The organism is Aeromonas sp. s2 (assembly GCF_040907935.1).
Lineage (GTDB): Bacteria > Pseudomonadota > Gammaproteobacteria > Enterobacterales > Aeromonadaceae > Aeromonas > Aeromonas dhakensis.
Genome location: NZ_JBFOCR010000009.1, coordinates 653,953 through 673,397 on the forward strand (window position 1 = coordinate 653,953; position 19,445 = coordinate 673,397).

Below are 19,445 nucleotides of genomic sequence, written 5' to 3' on the forward strand. Positions count from 1 at the left end.
CGACACCCCGCTCACACTTTTCCACTCTTGAAAACGTAACCATTTGAACTGATGTCACAAATCGACGGTTTGCCTGTCCAAGCGCGCCCTCATGCCTCCTAGAATGAGCCCCATTGACGGCAATCTGGTCCGCTTAACCCCAGCAAGGAATGGCTTATGCGTCGCACCCCCTCGGTTTCTTCCCTCTGGCTCGCCCTGCTGGCCTGCCCCCTCTTCCTCCATCAGGCCATGGCCGCCGAGGTGCACCTCTACGTGGATGACCAGCCGGTCGGCGCGCCGCTGACGCTGGACAAGGGGGCGGTGCAGCTGACCCATCCGCTCACCAAGGGGAGCCACCAGATCCGCATCAGCGACGCGGGCAACAGTTGCGGCACCAGCTTCGGCCCGAGCGAGGCCAAACCGCTCCCCTTCGGCACCGCCCAGCCCATGGACAAGTGCAGCAAGGGGCAGCACTTCAACCTGCGGGTGATGCTGGCGGGGGATTATGAGTTCACCTTCAACCCGGATACCCCCAGCCTCAAGGTGCTGCGGGCCACCAAGAAGAGCGAGTTCAAGCGCCAGCCGCCAGCGGAGCCCTGCATCAGCTGGGATGGCGGCCCGGTGACCGTATCCCTGAAAGGAGTCTGGCCCGACGGCACCCGGCTGCGGGACGCCTACTCCGGCCAGGAAACCGTGGTCAAGGGCGGCAAGCTGACCCTGACGCCGAGTAAAGAGAGCGGCGGCCTGCTGCTGCTCGAGCCGGTCAAGGCGGCCACAGTGGCCCCCTTCAGCTGGGATCAGGCGAGCGTCTATTTCCTGCTGACCGACCGTTTCAACAACGGCGATCCCGCCAACGACCACAGCTTCGGGCGCCAAAAGGACGGTCAGGATGAAGTGGCCACCTGGCACGGCGGCGACTTCAAGGGGCTGACTGCCAAGCTCGATTACATCAAGCAGCTTGGCATCAACGCCATCTGGATCACCCCCATGGTGGAGCAGGTGCACGGTTTCATCGGCGGCGGCGAGCAGGGCAACTTCCCCTTCTACGCCTATCACGGCTACTGGGCACTCGACTTCACCAAGATAGATCCCAACTACGGCGACGAGGAGAGCCTCGAGACCCTAGTGGACGAGGCCCACAAGCGCGGCATGCGCATCATCCTCGACGTGGTGATGAACCACGCCGGCTACGCCACCCTCGCCGACCTGCAAGATCTGGGGCTCACCGATCTGGCCCAAAACACAGCCAAACTACCGACCACCTGGAACCAGTGGCGCCCGAGCGGCGGTCTCAGCTGGCATGGCTACAACCAGTTCATCGATTACCAGTCGCCGAAATGGGACCAGTGGTGGAGCGGTGACTGGGTGCGGGCCGGCCTGCCCGGCTACCCACAGCCCGGCACAGATGATGTCACCGGCTCGGTGGCGGGGCTGCCCGACTTCCTCACCGAATCCACCAAGCCGGTGGGGCTGCCGCCGCTGCTGGCGGCGAAAAAAGATACCAGGGCCAAGGCGCTGCCCAACGCCACCGTGAGCGACTATCTCATTGCCTGGCACACCGACTGGGTGCGCCGCTTCGGCATCGACGGCTTTCGAGCCGACACCGTCAAACACCTGGAGCCCGCCGTCTGGGCCCGCCTCAAGCAGGCTGGCACCGATGCCCTCAAGGAGTGGAAAGCCGCCAACCCGACCAGGAAGCTCGACGATCTGCCCTTCTACATGGTGGGAGAGGTGTGGGATCACGGGGTGGCCAAGGATTTCTGGTATCAAAACGGCTTCGATTCGCTGATCAACTTCGACTATCAGCGCGAGTTCGCCCTGCCCCAGGCCCAGTGCCTGGCCAGCGCCGAGCCTACCTATGCCGGCTACGCCAGCCGCATCAATCAGGATCCCGAGTTCAACGTGCTGAGCTACATCAGCTCCCACGACACCAAGCTGTTCTTCGGTGACTATCAGGACGTGCCGTTGCAGCGCCGGGTCGCCAGCAGCTTCATGCTGCTGCCGGGCGGCATCCAGATCTACTACGGCGATGAGTCCGGCCGCGGGCTCGCCAAGGATGGCGGCGTGTTCGATCAAGGCTTGCGCTCGGACATGAACTGGCAGGAGATGGCCAGTGGCGAGAAGGCCGAGCTGGTCAAGCACTGGCAGCGGCTCGGCCAGTTCCGCGCCGCCCACCCGGCGGTGGCGGCGGGCAGTCACCAGAAACTGGCCGACAGCCCCTATGCCTTCGTGCGGGAGAAGGGGGATGACAAGGTGGTGGTGGTGTTCGCCGGCCGCCAGCCGTAATCCGGCCCAAGGAACCAAATCCAAACAGAGAGGGGAGCCAGTGGCTCCCCTCTCTGTTTACACCAGCCGTTCAGACAAGCTGTTTACAGCGGTTGTGCCCGCGGGTTCACTGCAGCTGACGAGCGGCCGCCGGCCACTGCAGACGCGCCTTGACCAGGGTCTGCTGCCACAGCGGCCAGGCCAGCAGCGCTTGCTGATAGGCGCCCGCCTGGCCGGGCAGCTGGATGCCATAGCTCGCCAGCCGGTAGGCCATCACCGCATAGAAGGCATCGAGGATCCCCGCCTCGCCAAAATAGAAGGGGCCCCGCGCCTGGGACCAGATGGTCTGCAGCCGGGCCAGCTCGCCGATGGCCTCCACCGGCGGTTCGCTGCGGGTCGGGGCGCCGAGGAAGAAGGGCAGCAGGGTACGGATCTGGCGAAAACCGGCGTGCAGCTCGGCGCAGAGGCTGCGGGCCAGCGCCCGCTCGGCTCGCGCTTCGGGATAAAGCTGGCGCGCGGGGCAGAGCTCGTGCAGGTACTCGGCGATGGCCAGCGAGTCGTGTACCCGCACGCCGTCGTGATCGAGCCAGGGCACCAGGCCGGCGGGGGCCAGCCGCTTGAGCCGCTGCAGCTCCTTGGCATCCTCCAGGTCGAACACCTGCTCCTGCCACTCCAACCCGCTCATGGCCAGCACCAGCGCCGCCCGCATCGCCCAGGTGGAGCCCGTGCCCACCGTCAATACCAGAGATCCCATCTATTGCCTCCTGCATGGGTTGTTCATGACCATCCCATCTGCCCCAATGGCACGACATCCGACGGTCGCTTCACATTTGCGCGCCGGCAGGTTTGACCCTCTCCGGGAGCGGTGCTAGTTTGATTTTCCAAAACAATCAGTTAGCAACAATGTGAGCAATGGACAGCCAATTTACCATCGTCATCGCAGATGACCACCCCTTGTTTCGGGGCGCCCTCTATCAAGCGGTGCACATGGCCATCGACGATGCCCAGCTGCTGGAAGCGGACTCCATCGACAGCCTGGCCCACCTGCTGGGTGAACACCCGGAAGTCGACCTGCTGCTGCTCGATCTCAAGATGCCGGGGGCCAATGGCTTCTCCGGCCTCGCCCACCTGCGTGGCCAGTATCCCGACCTGCCCATCGTGGTGGTATCCGCTTCGGAAGAGCCCGCCATCATCCAGCAGGTGCTGCGCCTGGGCGCGCTCGGCTTCATCCCAAAATCGGCGCCGATGAAGGAGCTGGTCAACGCCCTCAATACGGTGATCGGGGGTGACAACTGGGTGCCGGCCGGTATCTCGCTCCACCCCGAACCCTGTGAGGGCACCGATTTTGCCAGCAAGCTGGCCAGCCTCACCCCCCAGCAGTACAAGGTGCTGGTGATGCTGCGCGACGGCAGCCTCAACAAGCAGATCGCCTGGGAGCTCAACGTCTCCGAGGCCACCATCAAGGCCCACATCACTGCCATCTTCAGAAAACTCGGCGTCAAGAACCGCACCCAGGCGGTCATCGCCCTGCAGCAGATGGATATCAAGGAGAGCTGAACCCTCCCAGCAAGCCTGCACATCATCTGCCACTCGACAAATAGCACGGTCGTACTTTATGCTGCCACGGTCAATGAAGGAGAGTGCGATGAGCAAGGGCCGGCTGACCCGCGACAACATTTTGCAGACTGCGTTCGAGCAGGCGAGCCAGCAGGGGCTGGAGAGCCTCACCATCGGCTCCCTTGCCAGCGCCTGCGAGATGTCGAAAAGCGGCCTGTTCGCCCACTTCCAGTCCCGCGACAACCTGCAGATTGCCGTGCTGGAGTACGCCGCCGAGGTGTTCCGGGAGCGGGTGATCCAGCCGGTGCGCCAGCAGCAATACGGCAGCCAGCGAGCGAAGCTGACGGCCCTGCTGCAGGCCTGGCTGGCCTGGAACCAGTGCTTCGCCGGCCGCTGCATGTTCCTCGACGCCTGGACCTCGGCTCAGGAAGGTGAGGTGCAGCAGGCCGCCCGCCAGTTGGTGCGCTTCTGGCTCGACTACCTGGCCCGCCAGGTGGTGCAGGGACAGAGCGAGGGCGAGTGGCGCAGCGACATGGACCCCTGGCGCGCCGTCTATCGCCTCTATGGCCTCTATCTGGCGGATCAGGTGTTCAATGCCCTCGATCTGTGTCAGGATCCGGCCCGCCACTTCTGGCCTGAAGTAGAGTTGCTGCTGGATGGCTGGCGCTGATGGATTGACCTCTCTTTTTTAAAACCGACAAAAAAGCACGACCGTTCGCACATAAAAACCACAGGATGACCATGAGCAGCAAGATCTACTTCAACACCCGCCGCTTCAGCCCGAGCAAATGGCTGCTTGGCCTTGGCACCCGCTTGCATCACACCCTGGCCCCCGCTCATGCCAAGCGCACCGCCAGCAAGCTGCTGCTCACCCCCCAGCGCAACCAGCGGGATGACACGGCGCCGGCCGGACTGGTCAAACAGGCCGTGCACACCAGCGAAGGCACCCTGATGAGCTACCGACTCGGCCAGGGACCGGTCTGGCTGCTGATGCACGGCTGGTCAGGCAGCGCCGGCCAGTTCTACCCCCTGATGAGCCACATCGCCGCCCAGGGCTTCACGGCCATTGCCTACGATCACCCGGCCCACGGCCACAGCGCCGGCCATACCGGCCACCTGCCCCGCTTCGTGCGCGCCTTCGACGAACTGGTAGAGAAGATGACGGCCGAGTGTGGCCCGCTGCAGGGCGTCATCGCCCACAGCATGGGGGGCGCCGTCACCCTCTCCAGCCGCCGACGCGAGCTGGATGCCCTGCCGCTGCTGCTCATCTCGCCGGTGCTCGACTACGTGCCCCAGCTCTACGGCATGGTGGCGCGCTCCGGCTACTCCATCCGGCTGTTCGATGCAGTGGTCAAGGAGATTGAGCAGGAGTACCAGCACCCCCTGAGCACGGTCGACCCACTGGGGCGGCTCGCCAGCCGCAGCGGGCCGGCCATCATAGTGCACGACGAGGAGGACCGCTTCGCCCCGCATGGCGATTCCCTGCGCGCCACTCAGGATGGTCGCACCCGGCTGGTGAGCACCCGCGGCCTCGGCCACGGTCGCATCCTCGCCAGTGCTCCCGCATTCGCCGCGTTCGATCAGTTGAGCGCCGCCCTCCGCGCCAACTGAACAGCCTCAAAAAGGGCCTGAAAAAATGGTTGGCAGGCCTGTTTTTATATTTGATACAGCGTCTTATAGTTAAATTGCTCGGTGGCAACACCCCCAGTGGCATGCATAAGGCGCAGTATCATGGCCAAACCCAACACAGCTCTTCTGTTGACCGGTGGTGGTGCCCGCGCCGCCTATCAGGTCGGCGCCCTCAAGGCGATCGCCGAGTTCTATCCCCGCAATCTCGGCATTCCGTTTCCCATCCTGTGCGGTACCTCGGCCGGCGCCATCAATGTCACCGCACTGGCCTGCTACGCCTCCTGCTTTCATCTGGGAGTGCGCAAGCTGGAGTGGGTCTGGCGCCGTTTCGAGACCCACCACATCTTCGACTTTCACCCGGGGCGCCTGTTGTGGCGACTGATGTACGAGGGCTCGGCGGGGCTCGTCAATCCCCATACCAACCACGCCTTTCACCTGTTCGACAACGCGCCGCTGCGCCGCCTGCTGGATCAGCTCATCGACTATCACCGCATCGACGACAACATCCTCTACGGCAGCCTGGAGGCGCTGGCCATCACCGCCTCCGACTACGACGACGGCCTCTCCACTACCTTCTTTCAGGGGCGAGCGGAACACCTGCCGTGGGAGCGGGCCAGACGGCGCGGGCTGCGCACCCTGCTCACCTCGGATCACCTGCTCGCCTCCTCGGCGCTGCCGTTCGTCTTCCCGGCCACCCACATCGGCGAGAAGTTCTACGGCGACGGCTCCATCCATCAGCTGAGCCCGCTCAGTCCCGCCATCCACCTGGGGGCAGAGCGGATCCTGCTGATCACCCTGGATCCGCCGGCGCACACGGCCCCCACCTTTCACCATGGCCACCTGACCAGCTCCAACATCGCCAGCCACCTGCTGGACACCGTCTTCACCGATACCCTCAACTCGGATCTGGAGCGGCTGTGGCGCATCAACCAGACCCTGGATCTCATCCCGGAGCGGGAGCGCAACCGGTTGAAACTCAAACGGGTGGAGACCTGCGTGCTCAAGCCGAGCCAGGATCTCGACCTGCTGGCGCTGGCCTATCTGCGCAAGCTGCCGGTGCATCTGCGCCGCCTGCTGCGGGTGCTGGGGGTGACGGGGGACGAGACCAGCAGCCTGGCCAGTTTCCTGATGTTCTATCCCGGCTACTGCCAGCAGCTGATCAAGCTGGGCTACCTGGATACCCTGAACGAGCGCCAGCGGGTCGAACAGTTTCTGGGGCTAGAGGAGGCGGTACGGGTCGAGGCCTGAGCCGGAGCATTCAAGGGAAGCGGGGACGGCATTGGCAGCAGGGCTGGTGCAACATGGGCTCAGGGATCAGCGCCCCTCCAGCAGGCGCTGCTCCGCCTGCTCCACCGCCACCGCATTGCCAAACAGCACCAGCTTATCCCCCGTCGCCAGCACCAGTTCAGGTCTGGGCTCCAGCCGCTGTGTGCCCCGCTGCACCTCCCTGATCCGCACCGCATCGACCCCCAGCGCCTGCACGCTGCGCCCCACCGCCCAGGCCTGCTCGTGCAGCAGCACGGGGTGCAGCCGCTCGAGCAGCTGATCCGTCTCCAGGTTGCCGGCGCTTTGATCTCCCCAATAGAAGCCGTGCAGGAAGCGATACTGGTTGCTGCGTTCGTGCTCCATGCGCCGGATCACCCGGCCAATGGGGATGTCGCAGTTGAGCAGCAGGTGGGAAACCAGCATCAGGGCCCCCTCCTGGGATTCGGGGATCACCTCGAAGGCCCCCGCCCGCTTGAACGCCTCCAGGAAGCTGTCGTCCCGGGTGCGCACCAGCACCTTCACCTCCCCCGCCAGCTCCCTGATGAGCGCCAGCATGGCCTCCACCCGCTTGGGATCGTCAAAGGTGATGATCACCAGCCGGGCCCGCAGCAGGCCTGCGGCCAGCAGGATGTCGCGCCGGCTGGCATCGCCAAATGCCACCTGTTCCCCCGCCGACTTGGCCTCGCTCACCCGCTCTGGGTCGAGATCCAGCGCCAGGAAGGGGATCTCCTCCTGCTTGAGAAAGCGGGCGCAGGTCTGGCCGGCCCGGCCAAAGCCCGCGATGATCACGTGCTGGCTCTTGCTCAGGCCCGACTGGGCCACTTCGGAGCGGGTGAGCAGGGCCGGATCGGTGAGGGAGCGGGCCAGCTGGTGAGCCTGTTGCACCAGCCAGGGGGTCATGGCGATGGAGGTGACGCCGATGCCGATAAGCAGGGAGACCAGCCGGTGATCGAGCAGACCGTGGTGGTTGGCCAGTGCCAGCAGTACAAAACCGAACTCCCCCACCTGACTCAGCATGATCCCCGCCGCCATGGCGTCGCGCTTGCGCTCCCCCATCAGCCGACCGGCCAGCAGCACCAGCAGCGACTTGAACAGGATGAGGGCCGGTACGCTCAGCGCCACCAGCCACCAATCCAGCGCCACCCGCTGCCAGTCCATGGTCATGCCGATGGTGATGAAGAAGAGTCCCATCAGCACGTCCCGAAACGGCCGGATGTCCACCTCCAGCTGGTGACGGTAGTGGGACTCTCCCAGCATCATGCCCGCCAGAAAGGCCCCCAGCGCCATGGAGAGACCCATCCACTGGGTGAGCGAGGCGGCCAGCAGCGCCACCAGCAGGGTGCTCAGCACGAACAGTTCGTCGGAGCGAGCCCGTGCCACCTCGTGAAACAGCAGCGGCAGCAGCCACTTGCCCACCGCCAGCAGGCTCAGCAAGGCAAACAGCCCCTTGAGGGTGGCCCAGGCGATCTCCACCAGCAGGGCGCTGCCCTGGATCTCCGGCCGGGCCAGAATGGGGATCATCACCAACAGCGGCACCACCGCCAGATCCTGAAACAGCAGCACGCTCACCCCGAGCTGGGCACGGCGGGTATGCAACTGCTTCTGATCCCCCAGCTGCTTGATCACCACGGCGGTAGAGGAGAGCGCCAGGGTGCCCGACACTACCAGCGCCTGAGGCAGGCTCAGGCCCCACCACCAGGCGATGGCAAAAAACAGCAGGGAGGTGAGCAGCACCTGCAGGCCACCCACCCCGATCACCAGTCGGCGCATGGCGATGAGCCGGGGCAGCGAGAACTCCAGCCCCAGCGAAAACATCAGAAAGACGATGCCGAGCTCGGCGATGGTCTGCATGATCGCCTGGCCGGTGATCACGGCGGCGCCATGGGGGCCGAGCACGACCCCGGCGAGCAGGTAGGCGAGGATCACCGGCTGGCCCAGGCGCCGGAAAATCGCCACCAGCAGGACGGCGGCAAGCAGCAGGATCAATACGTCTGCGTACAATATTTCCTCCTTTTTTATCTACTTAAGCCTAGCCAGCCGCCCTTGTTCGCATCGAACATATTTTGGGCACAGGTATTGCAGGTGAGCAGCAGGAAGTAGGTTGTTTGAGGGCTGTACCGTGGAAAACACATCATCATTGAGCGGTTTGGGACATGGCATCGAGCAGTGGGTTCGCCAGATGGAGCGGCTCACACCGCTGGCAAGCCAGGATCGCAACCAGCTGCTCGAGCAGTTGCTGGTGCAGACCGATCTGGGCAGCCTGCTGGCAACTTTTGCCGATCGTGCGGCAAGAATTGTCCGGATCCACAGCCTGCACTTCGACTGCGGCCAGCCGCACACCCTGATCCAGCATCCACCCCAGGCCAGCCTGACCCTGCACAGCTACCCGTTCGAGCTGCGCGGTCAGCATGGCCAGCTGCTGGGCCAGCTGCACTACACCCTCGAACACGCCCTGAGCGGCAGTCAGCAACGGGTGATGCAGCAGTATCATCAGCTGCTCAGCCTGCCGCTGCCCCTCTATCTGCGCCTGTCACAGCTGGAGCTGCAGGTGCGGCTCGATCACCTGACCGGGCTCGGCAACCGCTCCTACTTCGACGAGGCCATCGGCCGCGCGGTGGAGCAACACAGCCGGGAGTCTCACGGGTTGGTGCTGGTACTGCTGGATCTCGACAGCTTCAAGCAGATCAACGACACCTGGGGTCACCCGGTGGGCGATCTGGTGCTGAGCCGCTTCGCCCAGCTGCTGACCCACTGCATCCGCAGCACGGATCAGGCGTTTCGCCTCGGCGGCGACGAGTTCGCCCTGCTGCTGCAACCCGCCGAGCCCGAGGCCTGGCGCCCGGTCTGGCTGCGTCTGCAGCACATGTTGCTGACTCACAAGGAGCTCAGCACCTTCTCGGTCGGCTGCAGCCTGGGGGCCGCCAGCTGGCAGTCCGGGGTGGACGTGCACAGCCTGTACGAGGCGGCCGATGCCCACCTCTATGCCCGCAAGAAGGCGGGCAAGGCCGGCCTGCTGGACTGAAGCGGCCAGCCGCTGAATACGACAAGGCCGGCATATGCCGGCCTTGTCCGTTTGCTGCAGAGAGGATTACAGCGGGGGCTGACAGGCCGCCGCCGGCAGCCAGTGCCAGGCCAGGCCAGGCTCCTGCGTCATGAATCCGTCACAGAGGAACAGCTCGCCCACCGCCACCACCTGCTCGCCGTAATAGAGGATGGGAATGCGGCCGCGCTGCCAGGAGGGCACCCCATACTCCTGCAGCAGCTTCTTGAGGCGCCGGCTGCCGCCGCGCCCCACCGGCTTGAGCATGCTGCCGGCGGCCACCCCGAAGCGCACCGACAGCGGCTCGTCCACCCCTGGCAGCCGCAGCCCTTCGCCCCCCGTCCGCGGCGACAGTCGCACCTCGCCGAGCCCGTCCGGTAGGATCTGCGTCTCCCCCACCCTCAACGCCAGCTGCTCGTGACGAGGCTGCAACCCGGGTCGCACCAGATGAAGCCGACCCTGAAAGCGGCGGCAGCTCTGCTCGCCCCAGTTGAGCTGGGGATTGGCGTCTTCCCGCGCCAGCGCCACCTCCTGCCAGAGCAGACCGAGCTGCTCGCGAGAGGGCATCTCGCCCCCCTGGCGGCGGATCCAGTAGCGCAGCAGGTTGTTGCGCCGGGTACCTGACAGGGCCAGCAGCGGCGTGATCTGCAGCGCCTCTCCTGCCGCCGCCAGTCGCCAGTCGGCCTCGGCCAGCTCCTCCAGCAGCGCCTCCTGTTCGGCGCACAGCGCCATGCTGCGCGCCGCCGTCTGGGCCATGGCGGGCCAGCGGGCCTTGAGCTGGGGAATGAGCCGTTGGCGCAGGAAGTTGCGGTCATAACTCACATCCTGGTTGCTCTCATCCTCCACCCAGCCATAGGGGAGGCTGGCCGCCGTCTCGGCCAGCTCGGTCCGGCTCACCTCGAGCAACGGGCGCAGCAGCAGGCCGCCAGCAAAGGGCTGACTCGGCACCATGCCCGCCAGCCCGCGCAGACCGGCGCCACGCTTGAGCGCCAGCAGCAGGGTCTCCAGCTGATCGTCCTGATGGTGGGCGGTGAGCAGCCACTCCCCCTCCCCCAGCTGGGCGGCGAGGCGCAGATAACGGGCCTCCCGCGCCTGCGCCTCCAGGCTGTCGCCACAGCCCCGTTGCAACTGCACCCGCTCGACCAGCAGCGGCACCGCCAGTTGCTGACACACCCCTTCACAGTGGGCCACCCATTCGTCGGCATGTGGACTCAGGCCGTGATGGACGTGCAGGGCGCGCAGGGCAAGGCCGTGGGCGTGAGCGAAGCGGGCCGCCAGCACCAGCAGCACGGTGGAGTCGAGCCCGCCGCTGAAGGCCACCAGCAGGCCGCGGGAACCTTCGGGCGCAGGCAGAGTCTGACAAAAGCGAGAATAAATACGAGAAATCATAGTCTTCCCCAATACGACCAGGCCGATCTTAGCAGAGTCGGGCTTATCAAGCGCTAACCCGACTGCTAGAGTGAATCGCTCCCTGCGTGGGCAAGGAAGCCGTATAACCCGAATTGGAATCAAAAAATGAACAATAAGAAAAGCATACTGGCCGGCCTCATCGGGCTGGCCCTGCTGGCAGGCTGCAGTCAGGCGCCGGATACCAGCAACAAGCACTCAGGCCTCGCGCTGGCCAACATGGACACCAGCGTCAAACCCGGCGATGACTTCTTCCGCTACGTGAACGGCCACTGGCTGACCACCGCCAAGATCCCGGACGACAGGCCCGCCGACGGCGCCTTCTACCTGCTGCGGGACAAGTCCCTGGCGGACGTGCGGGTGCTGGTGGAAGGGCTGGATGGCAAGGCTGCCGCCGGCACCCAGGCCCAGCAGATCCGCGATCTTTACCACAGCTATCTGGATCAGGCGACCCGGGATGCCAAGGGTACTGCTCCCCTGCTGCCCATGCTGAGCGAGATCGAGCAGATCAAGAGCAGCCAGGATCTCGCCCGCGCCTTCGCCCAGAGCGGTCGCAACGGCGGCGGCGCCCCCTTCGGCTTCTGGATAGACGCCGACGCCAAGGCCCCGGACAGCTATGCCGTCTACCTCTACCAGGCCGGCCTCAGCCTGCCGGATCGGGACTACTACCTCAAGACGGATGCCGCCAGCCAGGCGCTGCTCAAGAAATACGAGCAGCACATCGCCACCATGCTGGGTCGCTTCGGCGAGCCGGATGCCGCCGCCAAGGCCAAGCGGGTGCTGGCCCTCGAGAGCAAACTCGCCAAGATCCAGTGGGACAACGTCAACCTGCGGGATCGGGAGAAGAACTACAACAAGGGGCCCCAGAGCGAGCTCAAACGCCTCGCCCCCGCCATCGACTGGGACGCCTACCTGAGCCAAGCCGGCCTCGCCGGTCAGCAGAGCCTGGTCATCGGCCAGCCGAGCTATCTCGCGGCCCTGAACGAGGTGATGAAGCAGACCCCGATCGGCGACTGGCAGGCCTACCTCAAGTGGCAGCTCATCACCGATTACGCCCCCTACCTCGACAGCCAGACCGATGCCCAGAACTTCGCCTTCTTCGGCACCACCCTGAGCGGCACGCCCAAGCAGCGCGCCCCCTGGGAGCGGGCGCTCGGCGTGCTGGACGATCATCTGGGTGAGGCTGTCGGCAAGCTCTACGTGGAGCGCTACTTCCCGCCCCAGGCCAAGGCCCGCATGGAGCAGCTGGTGGAGAACCTGCGCACAGCCTACGGCCAGAGCATCGAGGAGCTGGACTGGATGTCGCCAGCCACCAAGGCCCAGGCCAAAGAGAAACTCGCCAAGTTCCGCCCCAAGATCGGCTACCCGGACAAGTGGAAGGACTACAGCGCCATCGCGATCCGTGCCGACGATCTGGTGGGCAACCTGCAGCGCGCCCGCGCCTTCGAATACGCCGACAACCTGGCGCGCCTCGGCAAGCCGGTGGACAGAGACGAGTGGCACATGTCGCCGCAGACGGTGAACGCCTACTACAACCCAAGCAACAACGAGATCGTCTTCCCGGCCGCCATCCTGCAGCCCCCCTTCTTCGACATGCAAGCGGATGACGCGGTCAACTACGGCGCCATCGGCGGGGTGATCGGTCACGAGATGGGTCACGGTTTTGATGATCAGGGCGCCAAATCCGACGGTGACGGCGTGATGCGCGACTGGTGGACGCCGACCGATCTCAAGGAGTTTCGCTTCCGCACCAGCCGGCTGGTGGCCCAGTACAACCGCTTCGAGCCCATCGCGGGGCAGTTCGTCAACGGCCAGTTCACCCTGGGGGAGAACATCGGCGATCTGGGCGGCCTCACCATAGCCCACAAGGCCTATCTGCTGTCGCTGGATGGCAAAGAGGCCCCGGTGCTGGACGGCTTCACCGGCGAGCAGCGCTTCTTCCTCGGCTGGGCTCAGGTGTGGAAGGGCATGTATCGCCCCGAGCTGATGCAGATGCTGCTCGCCTCGGATCCCCACTCGCCGCCGGAGTACCGGGTCAACGGCGTGGTGCCGAACATCCCCGCCTTCTACGAGGCGTTCAACATCCAGCCGGGTGACAAGCTCTATCTGGACCCTGCCAAACGGGTCAAGATCTGGTAATGACGACCCCGCTGAGGGGTGGATGACGCGGACCGGCGGGGACTGCCCGACCGGTTCGCACAGTGACACAGGTGGCGGGCAACCGCCGCCGCAGTAACAAGGGTCAAACCGATGAAAGCCTTGCTCATGACACTCGGCCTGCTCACCCTACCCCTCGCCAGCCAGGCGGCGGACGGGTTCTTCAAACAGCTGACGCTCCCCTCAGGCCAGGTAGTGACCGTCAGCGAAGGGCGCGGCGAACCGGCCTCCACCGGCAGCTACGACGTGCGCCTCTACTCCGGCGCCAACCCCCAGTTCCCGCTGGATCAGTTCATCGACGGCAAGGTGCTGCCGCGCGATGGCAGCATCAAGGAGCTCAAGCTGCTGGATCTCAACGGCGACAAGCAGCCCGAGCTCATCGTCGTGGTCGAGAGTGCCGGCAGCGGCAGCTATCTGAGCGCCGACGCCTTCACCCTCAACCCACAGGAGGGGGTGGAGAACTTCAATCACGTGGAGGGGCTGGCCCCCAATGACGATGTGATTGAGGCCCTCAAGACCCCCCGCGACTGACATCCCCATCACCACGCCCCGCCCAGCGGGGCGTTTTTTTGTCCCGCCGCTGACAAAGCGCCTTCCCGCCTCATCCACAGGCACCGCCATGGATAGACGGTTATTTTTTCTGCGCTTATAATCGCCGCACCGTGCCATAACGAAACACAAGGAGGTAAAAAATGGTTATCCAAGCGTGTCCGATGTTCTCGGCTCGCCTGTTCGGCACATTCGCCTGCTCTTGCCTGCATACCATCGCGCTGCGATAGCGGGTTCGAGCAAAGCCGACTCCCTTCCATACCGAGACCTTTCTCGACTCTGCCGTTGTCGCCAGCGCTCCTGATGACAGGGATCTTCGATCCCGCGATTTAAGAGAGCAAGAGCATGACAACCCTGATGAGTACCCATTCCCTGCAGATGAGTGCGGGGCACCTTCCGTTATTTGACCATCTCGAACTTGGCATCCGCGCAGGCGACCGGCTCGGCCTGATTGGTGCCAACGGCTGCGGCAAGAGCACATTGCTGGCACTGCTGGCGGGCGAGCGCACGTCCCAGGCTGGCCGGGTCGTGCAGGCTGCCGCCTGCCGCTGCGAGTTCGTGGCCCAGCAACTGCCAGCCAGGCTTTCAACCCTCAGCACCCGCGCCGTGCTGCTGGATGCGCTGGGCAACGACCCGAGCGCCGAGTGGCAGGTGGACAAGCTGCTGGCCGAGCTGCAGCTGGAGGCCCAGGCCACGCTGCCGGTCAGTGCGCTGAGCGGCGGCCAGCACAGCCGGCTGCAGATAGGGCGCGCCCTGCTGCGCCAACCCAACCTGCTGCTGCTCGATGAGCCCAGCAACCACCTGGACTTGCCCGCCCTGCTCTGGCTCGAGCAGTTTCTGCTGGGCTGGCGCGGTGCCTTCGTGCTGGTCTCCCACGACGCTCGCCTGCTGGACAGCGTCACGGATCAGACCCTAATCCTGCGAGACGGCCAGCTGCACCGCTTCGCCCTGCCCTGCAGCCAGGCCCGGGCGGCGCTGGCCGCCGAGGATGAGCAGGCCCGCCTGCGCCGGGCCGACGAGCAAAAAGAGATAGACCGCCTGAGCGCCAGCAGCAAACGCCTCGCCATCTGGGGGCGGGAGCATGACAACGAGAAGCTGGTACGCCAGGCCAAGTCCATGGAAAAACGCATCGCCCGCCTGCAGGAGGAGCAGAGCCAGGTCGCGGCACTGGCCCCCTGGCGATTCGAGCTGCGCGGACTGAGCATGCCCGCCGACACCCTGCTGCGGCTGGAGGCCCTCGATGTGTCACCAGCACCGGACCTGCCGCCGCTGCTGCGGGCAGAAGGGCTCTGGCTGCGGGCGGGGGACAGGGTCGCCCTGCTCGGAGCCAACGGCACCGGCAAGTCCTCCCTGCTGCGCCAGTGCTGGCGCGAACTGGCCGCGCAGAGCCCGCAGGCGGGCTGGTACTGTCACCCCGGCGCCAGCATCGCCTATTACGATCAGTCCCTGCAGCAGCTGGCGGACGACGCTACCCTGAGCGACGCCCTCTACCCGCTGGCCCCTCTGCCTGAAGGGGCACTGCGTCAGGCGCTGATCCGGGCGGGCTTCCCCTATGCCCGCCACAGCCAGCAGGTGCACACCTTGAGCGGGGGCGAGCGGGCACGGCTGCTGTTTCTCGCCCTGTCGCTCGGCAACCACCACATGCTCTGGCTCGACGAGCCCACCAACCACCTGGATCTGGTGGGCAAGGAGGATCTGGCCGAGGCCATTGCCACCTTCCCGGGCGGCGTGCTGCTGGTCTCCCACGACCGGGAGCTGATCGAGCGCAGCTGCAACCGCTTCTGGCTGATAAAGGATGGGCGCATCCAGGAGGCTCACAGCGCCGAGCGCGCCTATGCCGAGCTGCTTGGCGATGCGCCCTTGCCAGCAGCAGACAAGGCCCCCGCCATGGGGCAGGCCCCGGCCGGCCCGGTGGATGACGAAGAGGCACTGCTGGCACGCTGGTATGAGCTCGATGCCCTGCTCGCCGCCGATCTGGCCCGCAAGCCCAGGCACCAGACCCCGCGCCTGCAGCAGCAGTGGCGTGACGAGCTGGCGCGCCTTGCCGACCTGCTCGGCTTTGCCTGACGCCAGCCAGCATCATCCATCCTTTATCACTCAACTCATGCGGCCAACTCAGGTTGGCCGCAAGGAGCCACTATGACATCAACGCAACAACCCCACATCAGGCTGGATCCGGTCAGCGACGCCGATCTGCCCCACATCTACCGCGGCCTCTCCGATCCGCGGGTCGTCGCCTACTACGGCGTCAGCTACGACAGCCTGACGGCGTGCCAGGCCCAGATGGATTGGTATGCCGAGCTGACCCGCACCGGCCGCGGCGCCTGGCACCTCATTCGTGACCAGCACACGGGCGAACCGCTGGGGGCCATCGGCTACAACGATGCCGACCCTGAGCACCGGCGGGCCGAGCTGGGCTACTGGCTCTATCCCGAGCATTGGGGCAAGGGGGTGATGAGCGCGGCGCTGCAACTGTGGCTGCCGCTCACTTATCGCACCACAGCGCTGCACCGGTTGCTGGCGGTGGTGGAGGAGCCCAACCGCCCCTCCGCCCGCCTGCTGGAGCGGGCCGGCTTTCACTACGAGGGCACCGCGCGGGAGTGCGAACGCAAGGGGGATGGTTTCATCTCCCTGCGCCACTACGCCATCTTGCGCAGCGACCTGCCTGCCAGCATCTGACCAGCAACAAAAAGCCCCGCACTGCGGGGCTTTTTTCGGGTTACTTGATGGCGCAGACACGATCATCTGGCGTCGAGCGGCGACCTCTGCGCCGCCACAACGAGAAGCAGCCATACCCCAGACTGAGCACGACGGCATAGAGCATCTGGGAAGCGAGCGCCACCAGCACCAGGGCGCAGAGCAGCACGCTTATCCCCGCCAGCCCCTTGCCCACCCCGCCGAGCAGGCGCCAGCCCGCCGCCATGCAGAGCAGGTAGACCAGCACGAAGTTACCGTTGGCGTAGCGGATCAGCTCATCGAGCGGCAGTCGCAACCAGATGATAAGGGTGATGCAGAGCAGGCAGATGAGCAGTACCAGACCGAGCGCCCGCAGCGGCGCACCGCGAGCGGTAAGCACCGCCAGCGAGGGGGGCAGCTTGCCTTCGCGCGCCATGCTCCAGATAAGCCGGGCGAAGCCTTGCAGGTAGATGTTGATGCTGGCGAAGCAGGAGAGGTAGCCGAGCACCGCCACCAGCCACTTGGCGGTGGGGCCGAACAGCAGGGAGAGCAGGGCCGGAATGGCGGTGGCATTGGTCGCCTCGTCCCCGTAGAGGCCATATTTGAGCACCACCAGGGAGTGCACCCAGTAGATGAGCCCCGCCAGCAGCACGCCGCCCAGCAGGGCCAGCGGATAGTCCCGCTCTGGCCGCTTGAACTCCTCCCCCATGTGGGCGAAGGCCTCGAGCCCCACGAAACACCAGAACATCACCGCCAGCGCAGAGCCCATGGCAGGCCACTCGTCCGTCGTCGGTAGCGGCTTGGCCGCATCGTGCCAGCTCAGATCCCCCTTGAACCAGATGAGCAGGGTGAGCCCCAAAATGGCGAGCGCGATCAGCAGTTGCAGGTTGCCGGAGGAGCGCGCCCCCCTGAGCCCCAGCAGGAAGACCCCGAGCAGGGTGAGCAGCTGGATGCCCCACAGGGTCCACTCCCCCATGTCGAACAGGGCGTGCCAGAAACCGGCGGCGATGGTGAGGGCGGCGGGCAGGCCCACCGGCAGCACCGCCAGAAACAGGAAGGCGGAGAAGCGCTCGGCGCCGTTGCCAAAGGCAAGGCCAATCAGATGGGGGGCGCCCCCCGCGTGGGGATAACGCCGCCCGAGGCGGGCGAAGGTAAAGGCGATGGGCAGCACCAGCGCAATCAGCAGCAACCAGGCCCAAAGGGACGCCCCGCCCGCCAGGGAGGCGGCCGTCGCCGGCACCACGAAGATCCCGGTGCCGAGCAATGAGGTGGCGAGCAGTCCCATCCCCTGCCAGAGCCCGAGATCCTTTTTCAACCCAGACATATCCTTTTGTCCCGACTAGAAAAACATCCCGCCATGTTAGGCCTCCCCCGCCCCTTTGTTAAGCACGATGGCGAGAATATGCCCGGTTTTATGCAAGGCCGTAGCCCTGGACAGCGGCCATAAAAAAAGCCGCCTCTTGCGAGGCGGCGTCTTCATTCAAGCGGGTAACCGGTGTTATCAGGCAATCAGCTTGTAGATGATACCGGACATGGCGATCAGGCCGATGATGGTCACGAAGCCGTTGCTGATGTTGCCAGCGTATTTGCGCATGGCCGGCACCTTGGTGATGGCGTACATCGGCATCAGGAACAGCAGCATGGCAATGATGGGGCCGCCCAGGTCTTCAATCATGCCGAGGATGCTCGGGTTGATGGTGGCGATGGCCCAGGTGGTCAGGATCATGAACACGGCAGTAACTTTGTTCAGTTGCTTGGTGTCAACGTTCTTGCCCTTCTCGCGCAGCGCCTTGGCCATCAGGCCGTTCATGCCCTCTTGCGCACCCAGGTAGTGACCCAGAAAGGATTTGCTGATGGCAACCATGGCGATCAGCGGAGCCACGGTGGCGATGACCGGGTTGTCGAAGTGGTTGGCCAGGTAGGACAGGATGGAGATGTTCTGTTCCTTGGCAGCAGCCAGGTCAGCCGGAGAGAGGCTCAGTACGCAGCTGAATACGAAGAACATAACGGTCATCACCATCATGACGTGGGCGCCCAGCAGGATGTTGCTGCACTTCTTCTCGGCACCTTCACCGTAACGACCCTTGTTGTCCACCGCGAAGGAGGAGATGATCGGGGAGTGGTTGAAGGAGAACACCATGACCGGGATGGCCAGCCACAGGGTCTTGATGAAATCGCCGTTGAAGGCATCACCCAGCGCCGGGGCTTCGGTGATGATGGCACCATTCCAGTGCGGGATCAGGTAGAGCGCCAGGCCCATCAGGGTGATCACGAACGGGAATACCAGCACGCTCATCGCTTTGACGATGACCTGGCCGCCCAGACGAACAACCGCCATCAGACCCAGGATCAGCGCCAGTGACAGGACGGCACGGGGAGGTGCAGTCATGCCCAGCTGGTGAACAATCAGGCTCTCGACTGTGTTGGTGATGGCGACCGAGTACATCAGCACGATCGGGTAGATGGCAAAGAAGTAGAGCAGGGTGATGAACTTGCCTGCGGTCTTGCCGAAGTGCTCTTCTACTACTTCGGTGATGTCGCCGTCACGGGTGGAGCCGGACAGCACGAAGCGGGTCAGGCCACGGTGGGCGAAGAAGGTCAGCGGCAGGGCCAGGATCAGCATGGCAACCAGCGGCCACAGGCCACCTACACCGGCGTTGATCGGCAGGAAGAGCACACCGGCACCGATGGCGGTACCGTACAGACCCAGCATCCAGACCACATCGGCCTTGTTGATGCCACGGGAAGACGCATTACTGGCTAAGTTGCCTTCTACTGCAATGTTCATGTCAGACATAGGGGTGTTCCTGTCATCAAGGAAAATAGAAAATATCTAGTCAACCGGGCGCAATGCCCTGTCCCATTTCCCTGGAACGCTTGCAGTCCATCCCTGTTTTATTCTCATTCCCATCGCTCCGGC

General features: G+C 64.8%; 15 protein-coding genes. 10 read left to right on the forward strand and 5 right to left on the reverse strand.

Annotated features, from left to right (window positions below):
* Positions 1 to 156 precede the first annotated feature (156 nt).
* A complete protein-coding gene (locus AB5Y81_RS07910) occupies positions 157 to 2,265 on the forward strand; it encodes an alpha-amylase (protein WP_368146625.1) in 2,109 nt (702 codons plus the stop codon).
* 106 nt (positions 2,266 to 2,371) lie between these two features.
* On the opposite strand, the gene AB5Y81_RS07915 is transcribed toward AB5Y81_RS07910, so the two are convergent.
* Complete coding sequence (locus AB5Y81_RS07915; RefSeq protein ID WP_017779866.1) at positions 2,372 to 2,998, reverse strand: glutathione S-transferase; 627 nt, start codon at positions 2,996 to 2,998, stop codon at positions 2,372 to 2,374.
* Positions 2,999 to 3,156: 158 nt separating this feature from the next.
* On the opposite strand from AB5Y81_RS07915, the gene AB5Y81_RS07920 reads away from it, so the two are divergent.
* The 4 genes from AB5Y81_RS07920 to AB5Y81_RS07935 all read left to right on the forward strand — a co-directional run bounded on the left by AB5Y81_RS07920 (position 3,157) and on the right by AB5Y81_RS07935 (position 6,678).
* Positions 3,157 to 3,801, forward strand: a complete 645-nt coding sequence (locus AB5Y81_RS07920; protein WP_095593209.1) for a response regulator transcription factor — start codon at positions 3,157 to 3,159, stop codon at positions 3,799 to 3,801.
* 88 nt (positions 3,802 to 3,889) lie between these two features.
* The gene (locus AB5Y81_RS07925) at positions 3,890 to 4,471 is read left to right on the forward strand and encodes a TetR/AcrR family transcriptional regulator (protein WP_279484692.1); all 582 of its coding nucleotides are present in this window, start codon (positions 3,890 to 3,892) and stop codon (positions 4,469 to 4,471) included.
* A 71-nt stretch (positions 4,472 to 4,542) separates the two neighbouring features.
* Complete coding sequence (locus tag AB5Y81_RS07930) at positions 4,543 to 5,412, forward strand: alpha/beta hydrolase (RefSeq protein ID WP_201892352.1); 870 nt, start codon at positions 4,543 to 4,545, stop codon at positions 5,410 to 5,412.
* A gap of 120 nt (positions 5,413 to 5,532) precedes the next feature.
* On the forward strand, positions 5,533 to 6,678 hold the full coding sequence (locus AB5Y81_RS07935; RefSeq protein WP_279484693.1) for a patatin-like phospholipase family protein: 1,146 nt from the start codon (positions 5,533 to 5,535) through the stop codon (positions 6,676 to 6,678).
* A gap of 66 nt (positions 6,679 to 6,744) precedes the next feature.
* Here the strand turns inward: AB5Y81_RS07935 and AB5Y81_RS07940 are convergent, their stop codons facing one another.
* Entirely contained in the window at positions 6,745 to 8,697 is a 1,953-nt protein-coding gene (locus AB5Y81_RS07940; RefSeq protein WP_024941009.1) for a cation:proton antiporter, read from the reverse strand.
* 100 nt (positions 8,698 to 8,797) lie between these two features.
* Between AB5Y81_RS07940 and AB5Y81_RS07945 the strand changes: the two genes are divergently transcribed.
* Positions 8,798 to 9,718 carry a GGDEF domain-containing protein gene (locus AB5Y81_RS07945; protein WP_024941008.1) on the forward strand — a complete coding sequence of 307 codons (921 nt, stop codon included), beginning with the start codon at positions 8,798 to 8,800 and terminating at the stop codon, positions 9,716 to 9,718.
* A gap of 66 nt (positions 9,719 to 9,784) precedes the next feature.
* Here AB5Y81_RS07945 and tilS read toward each other — a convergent pair whose 3' ends face one another.
* Positions 9,785 to 11,125 (reverse strand): tRNA lysidine(34) synthetase TilS, encoded by a 1,341-nt coding sequence (gene tilS / locus AB5Y81_RS07950; RefSeq protein WP_279484694.1) that lies wholly within the window; start codon positions 11,123 to 11,125, stop codon positions 9,785 to 9,787.
* Between the two features lie 126 nt (positions 11,126 to 11,251).
* Between tilS and AB5Y81_RS07955 the strand changes: the two genes are divergently transcribed.
* From AB5Y81_RS07955 to AB5Y81_RS07970, 4 genes are all read left to right on the forward strand, one after another.
* Positions 11,252 to 13,282, forward strand: a complete 2,031-nt coding sequence (locus AB5Y81_RS07955; RefSeq protein WP_017779860.1) for a M13 family metallopeptidase — start codon at positions 11,252 to 11,254, stop codon at positions 13,280 to 13,282.
* Positions 13,283 to 13,393: 111 nt separating this feature from the next.
* A complete protein-coding gene (locus AB5Y81_RS07960; protein ID WP_010634765.1) occupies positions 13,394 to 13,831 on the forward strand; it encodes a PliI family lysozyme inhibitor of I-type lysozyme in 438 nt (145 codons plus the stop codon).
* Between the two features lie 363 nt (positions 13,832 to 14,194).
* Positions 14,195 to 15,916: an ABC-F family ATP-binding cassette domain-containing protein gene (locus AB5Y81_RS07965; protein ID WP_279484695.1), complete on the forward strand. Its 1,722-nt coding sequence runs from the start codon at positions 14,195 to 14,197 to the stop codon at positions 15,914 to 15,916.
* A gap of 72 nt (positions 15,917 to 15,988) precedes the next feature.
* The gene (locus AB5Y81_RS07970; protein ID WP_010634767.1) at positions 15,989 to 16,528 is read left to right on the forward strand and encodes a GNAT family N-acetyltransferase; all 540 of its coding nucleotides are present in this window, start codon (positions 15,989 to 15,991) and stop codon (positions 16,526 to 16,528) included.
* 40 nt (positions 16,529 to 16,568) lie between these two features.
* Here AB5Y81_RS07970 and yjeH read toward each other — a convergent pair whose 3' ends face one another.
* Positions 16,569 to 17,849, reverse strand: a complete 1,281-nt coding sequence (yjeH, locus tag AB5Y81_RS07975) for an L-methionine/branched-chain amino acid transporter (protein WP_279484696.1) — start codon at positions 17,847 to 17,849, stop codon at positions 16,569 to 16,571.
* Positions 17,850 to 18,026: 177 nt separating this feature from the next.
* On the reverse strand, positions 18,027 to 19,322 hold the full coding sequence (locus AB5Y81_RS07980; RefSeq protein WP_005303413.1) for an HAAAP family serine/threonine permease: 1,296 nt from the start codon (positions 19,320 to 19,322) through the stop codon (positions 18,027 to 18,029).
* Between the last annotated feature and the right edge of the window lie 123 nt (positions 19,323 to 19,445).

Excerpts from the sequence above, each read along its gene's own strand:
- AB5Y81_RS07910 (WP_368146625.1), top strand. The coding sequence starts at position 157 with ATGCGTCGCACCCCCTCGGTTTCTTCCCTCTGGCTCGCCCTGCTGGCC.
- AB5Y81_RS07915 (WP_017779866.1), bottom strand. The coding sequence starts at position 2,998 with ATGGGATCTCTGGTATTGACGGTGGGCACGGGCTCCACCTGGGCGATG.
- AB5Y81_RS07920 (WP_095593209.1), top strand. The coding sequence starts at position 3,157 with ATGGACAGCCAATTTACCATCGTCATCGCAGATGACCACCCCTTGTTT.
- AB5Y81_RS07925 (WP_279484692.1), top strand. The coding sequence starts at position 3,890 with ATGAGCAAGGGCCGGCTGACCCGCGACAACATTTTGCAGACTGCGTTC.
- AB5Y81_RS07930 (WP_201892352.1), top strand. The coding sequence starts at position 4,543 with ATGAGCAGCAAGATCTACTTCAACACCCGCCGCTTCAGCCCGAGCAAA.
- AB5Y81_RS07935 (WP_279484693.1), top strand. The coding sequence starts at position 5,533 with ATGGCCAAACCCAACACAGCTCTTCTGTTGACCGGTGGTGGTGCCCGC.
- tilS (WP_279484694.1), bottom strand. The coding sequence starts at position 11,125 with ATGATTTCTCGTATTTATTCTCGCTTTTGTCAGACTCTGCCTGCGCCC.
- AB5Y81_RS07955 (WP_017779860.1), top strand. The coding sequence starts at position 11,252 with ATGAACAATAAGAAAAGCATACTGGCCGGCCTCATCGGGCTGGCCCTG.
- AB5Y81_RS07960 (WP_010634765.1), top strand. The coding sequence starts at position 13,394 with ATGAAAGCCTTGCTCATGACACTCGGCCTGCTCACCCTACCCCTCGCC.
- AB5Y81_RS07965 (WP_279484695.1), top strand. The coding sequence starts at position 14,195 with ATGACAACCCTGATGAGTACCCATTCCCTGCAGATGAGTGCGGGGCAC.
- AB5Y81_RS07970 (WP_010634767.1), top strand. The coding sequence starts at position 15,989 with ATGACATCAACGCAACAACCCCACATCAGGCTGGATCCGGTCAGCGAC.
- yjeH (WP_279484696.1), bottom strand. The coding sequence starts at position 17,849 with ATGTCTGGGTTGAAAAAGGATCTCGGGCTCTGGCAGGGGATGGGACTG.
- AB5Y81_RS07980 (WP_005303413.1), bottom strand. The coding sequence starts at position 19,322 with ATGTCTGACATGAACATTGCAGTAGAAGGCAACTTAGCCAGTAATGCG.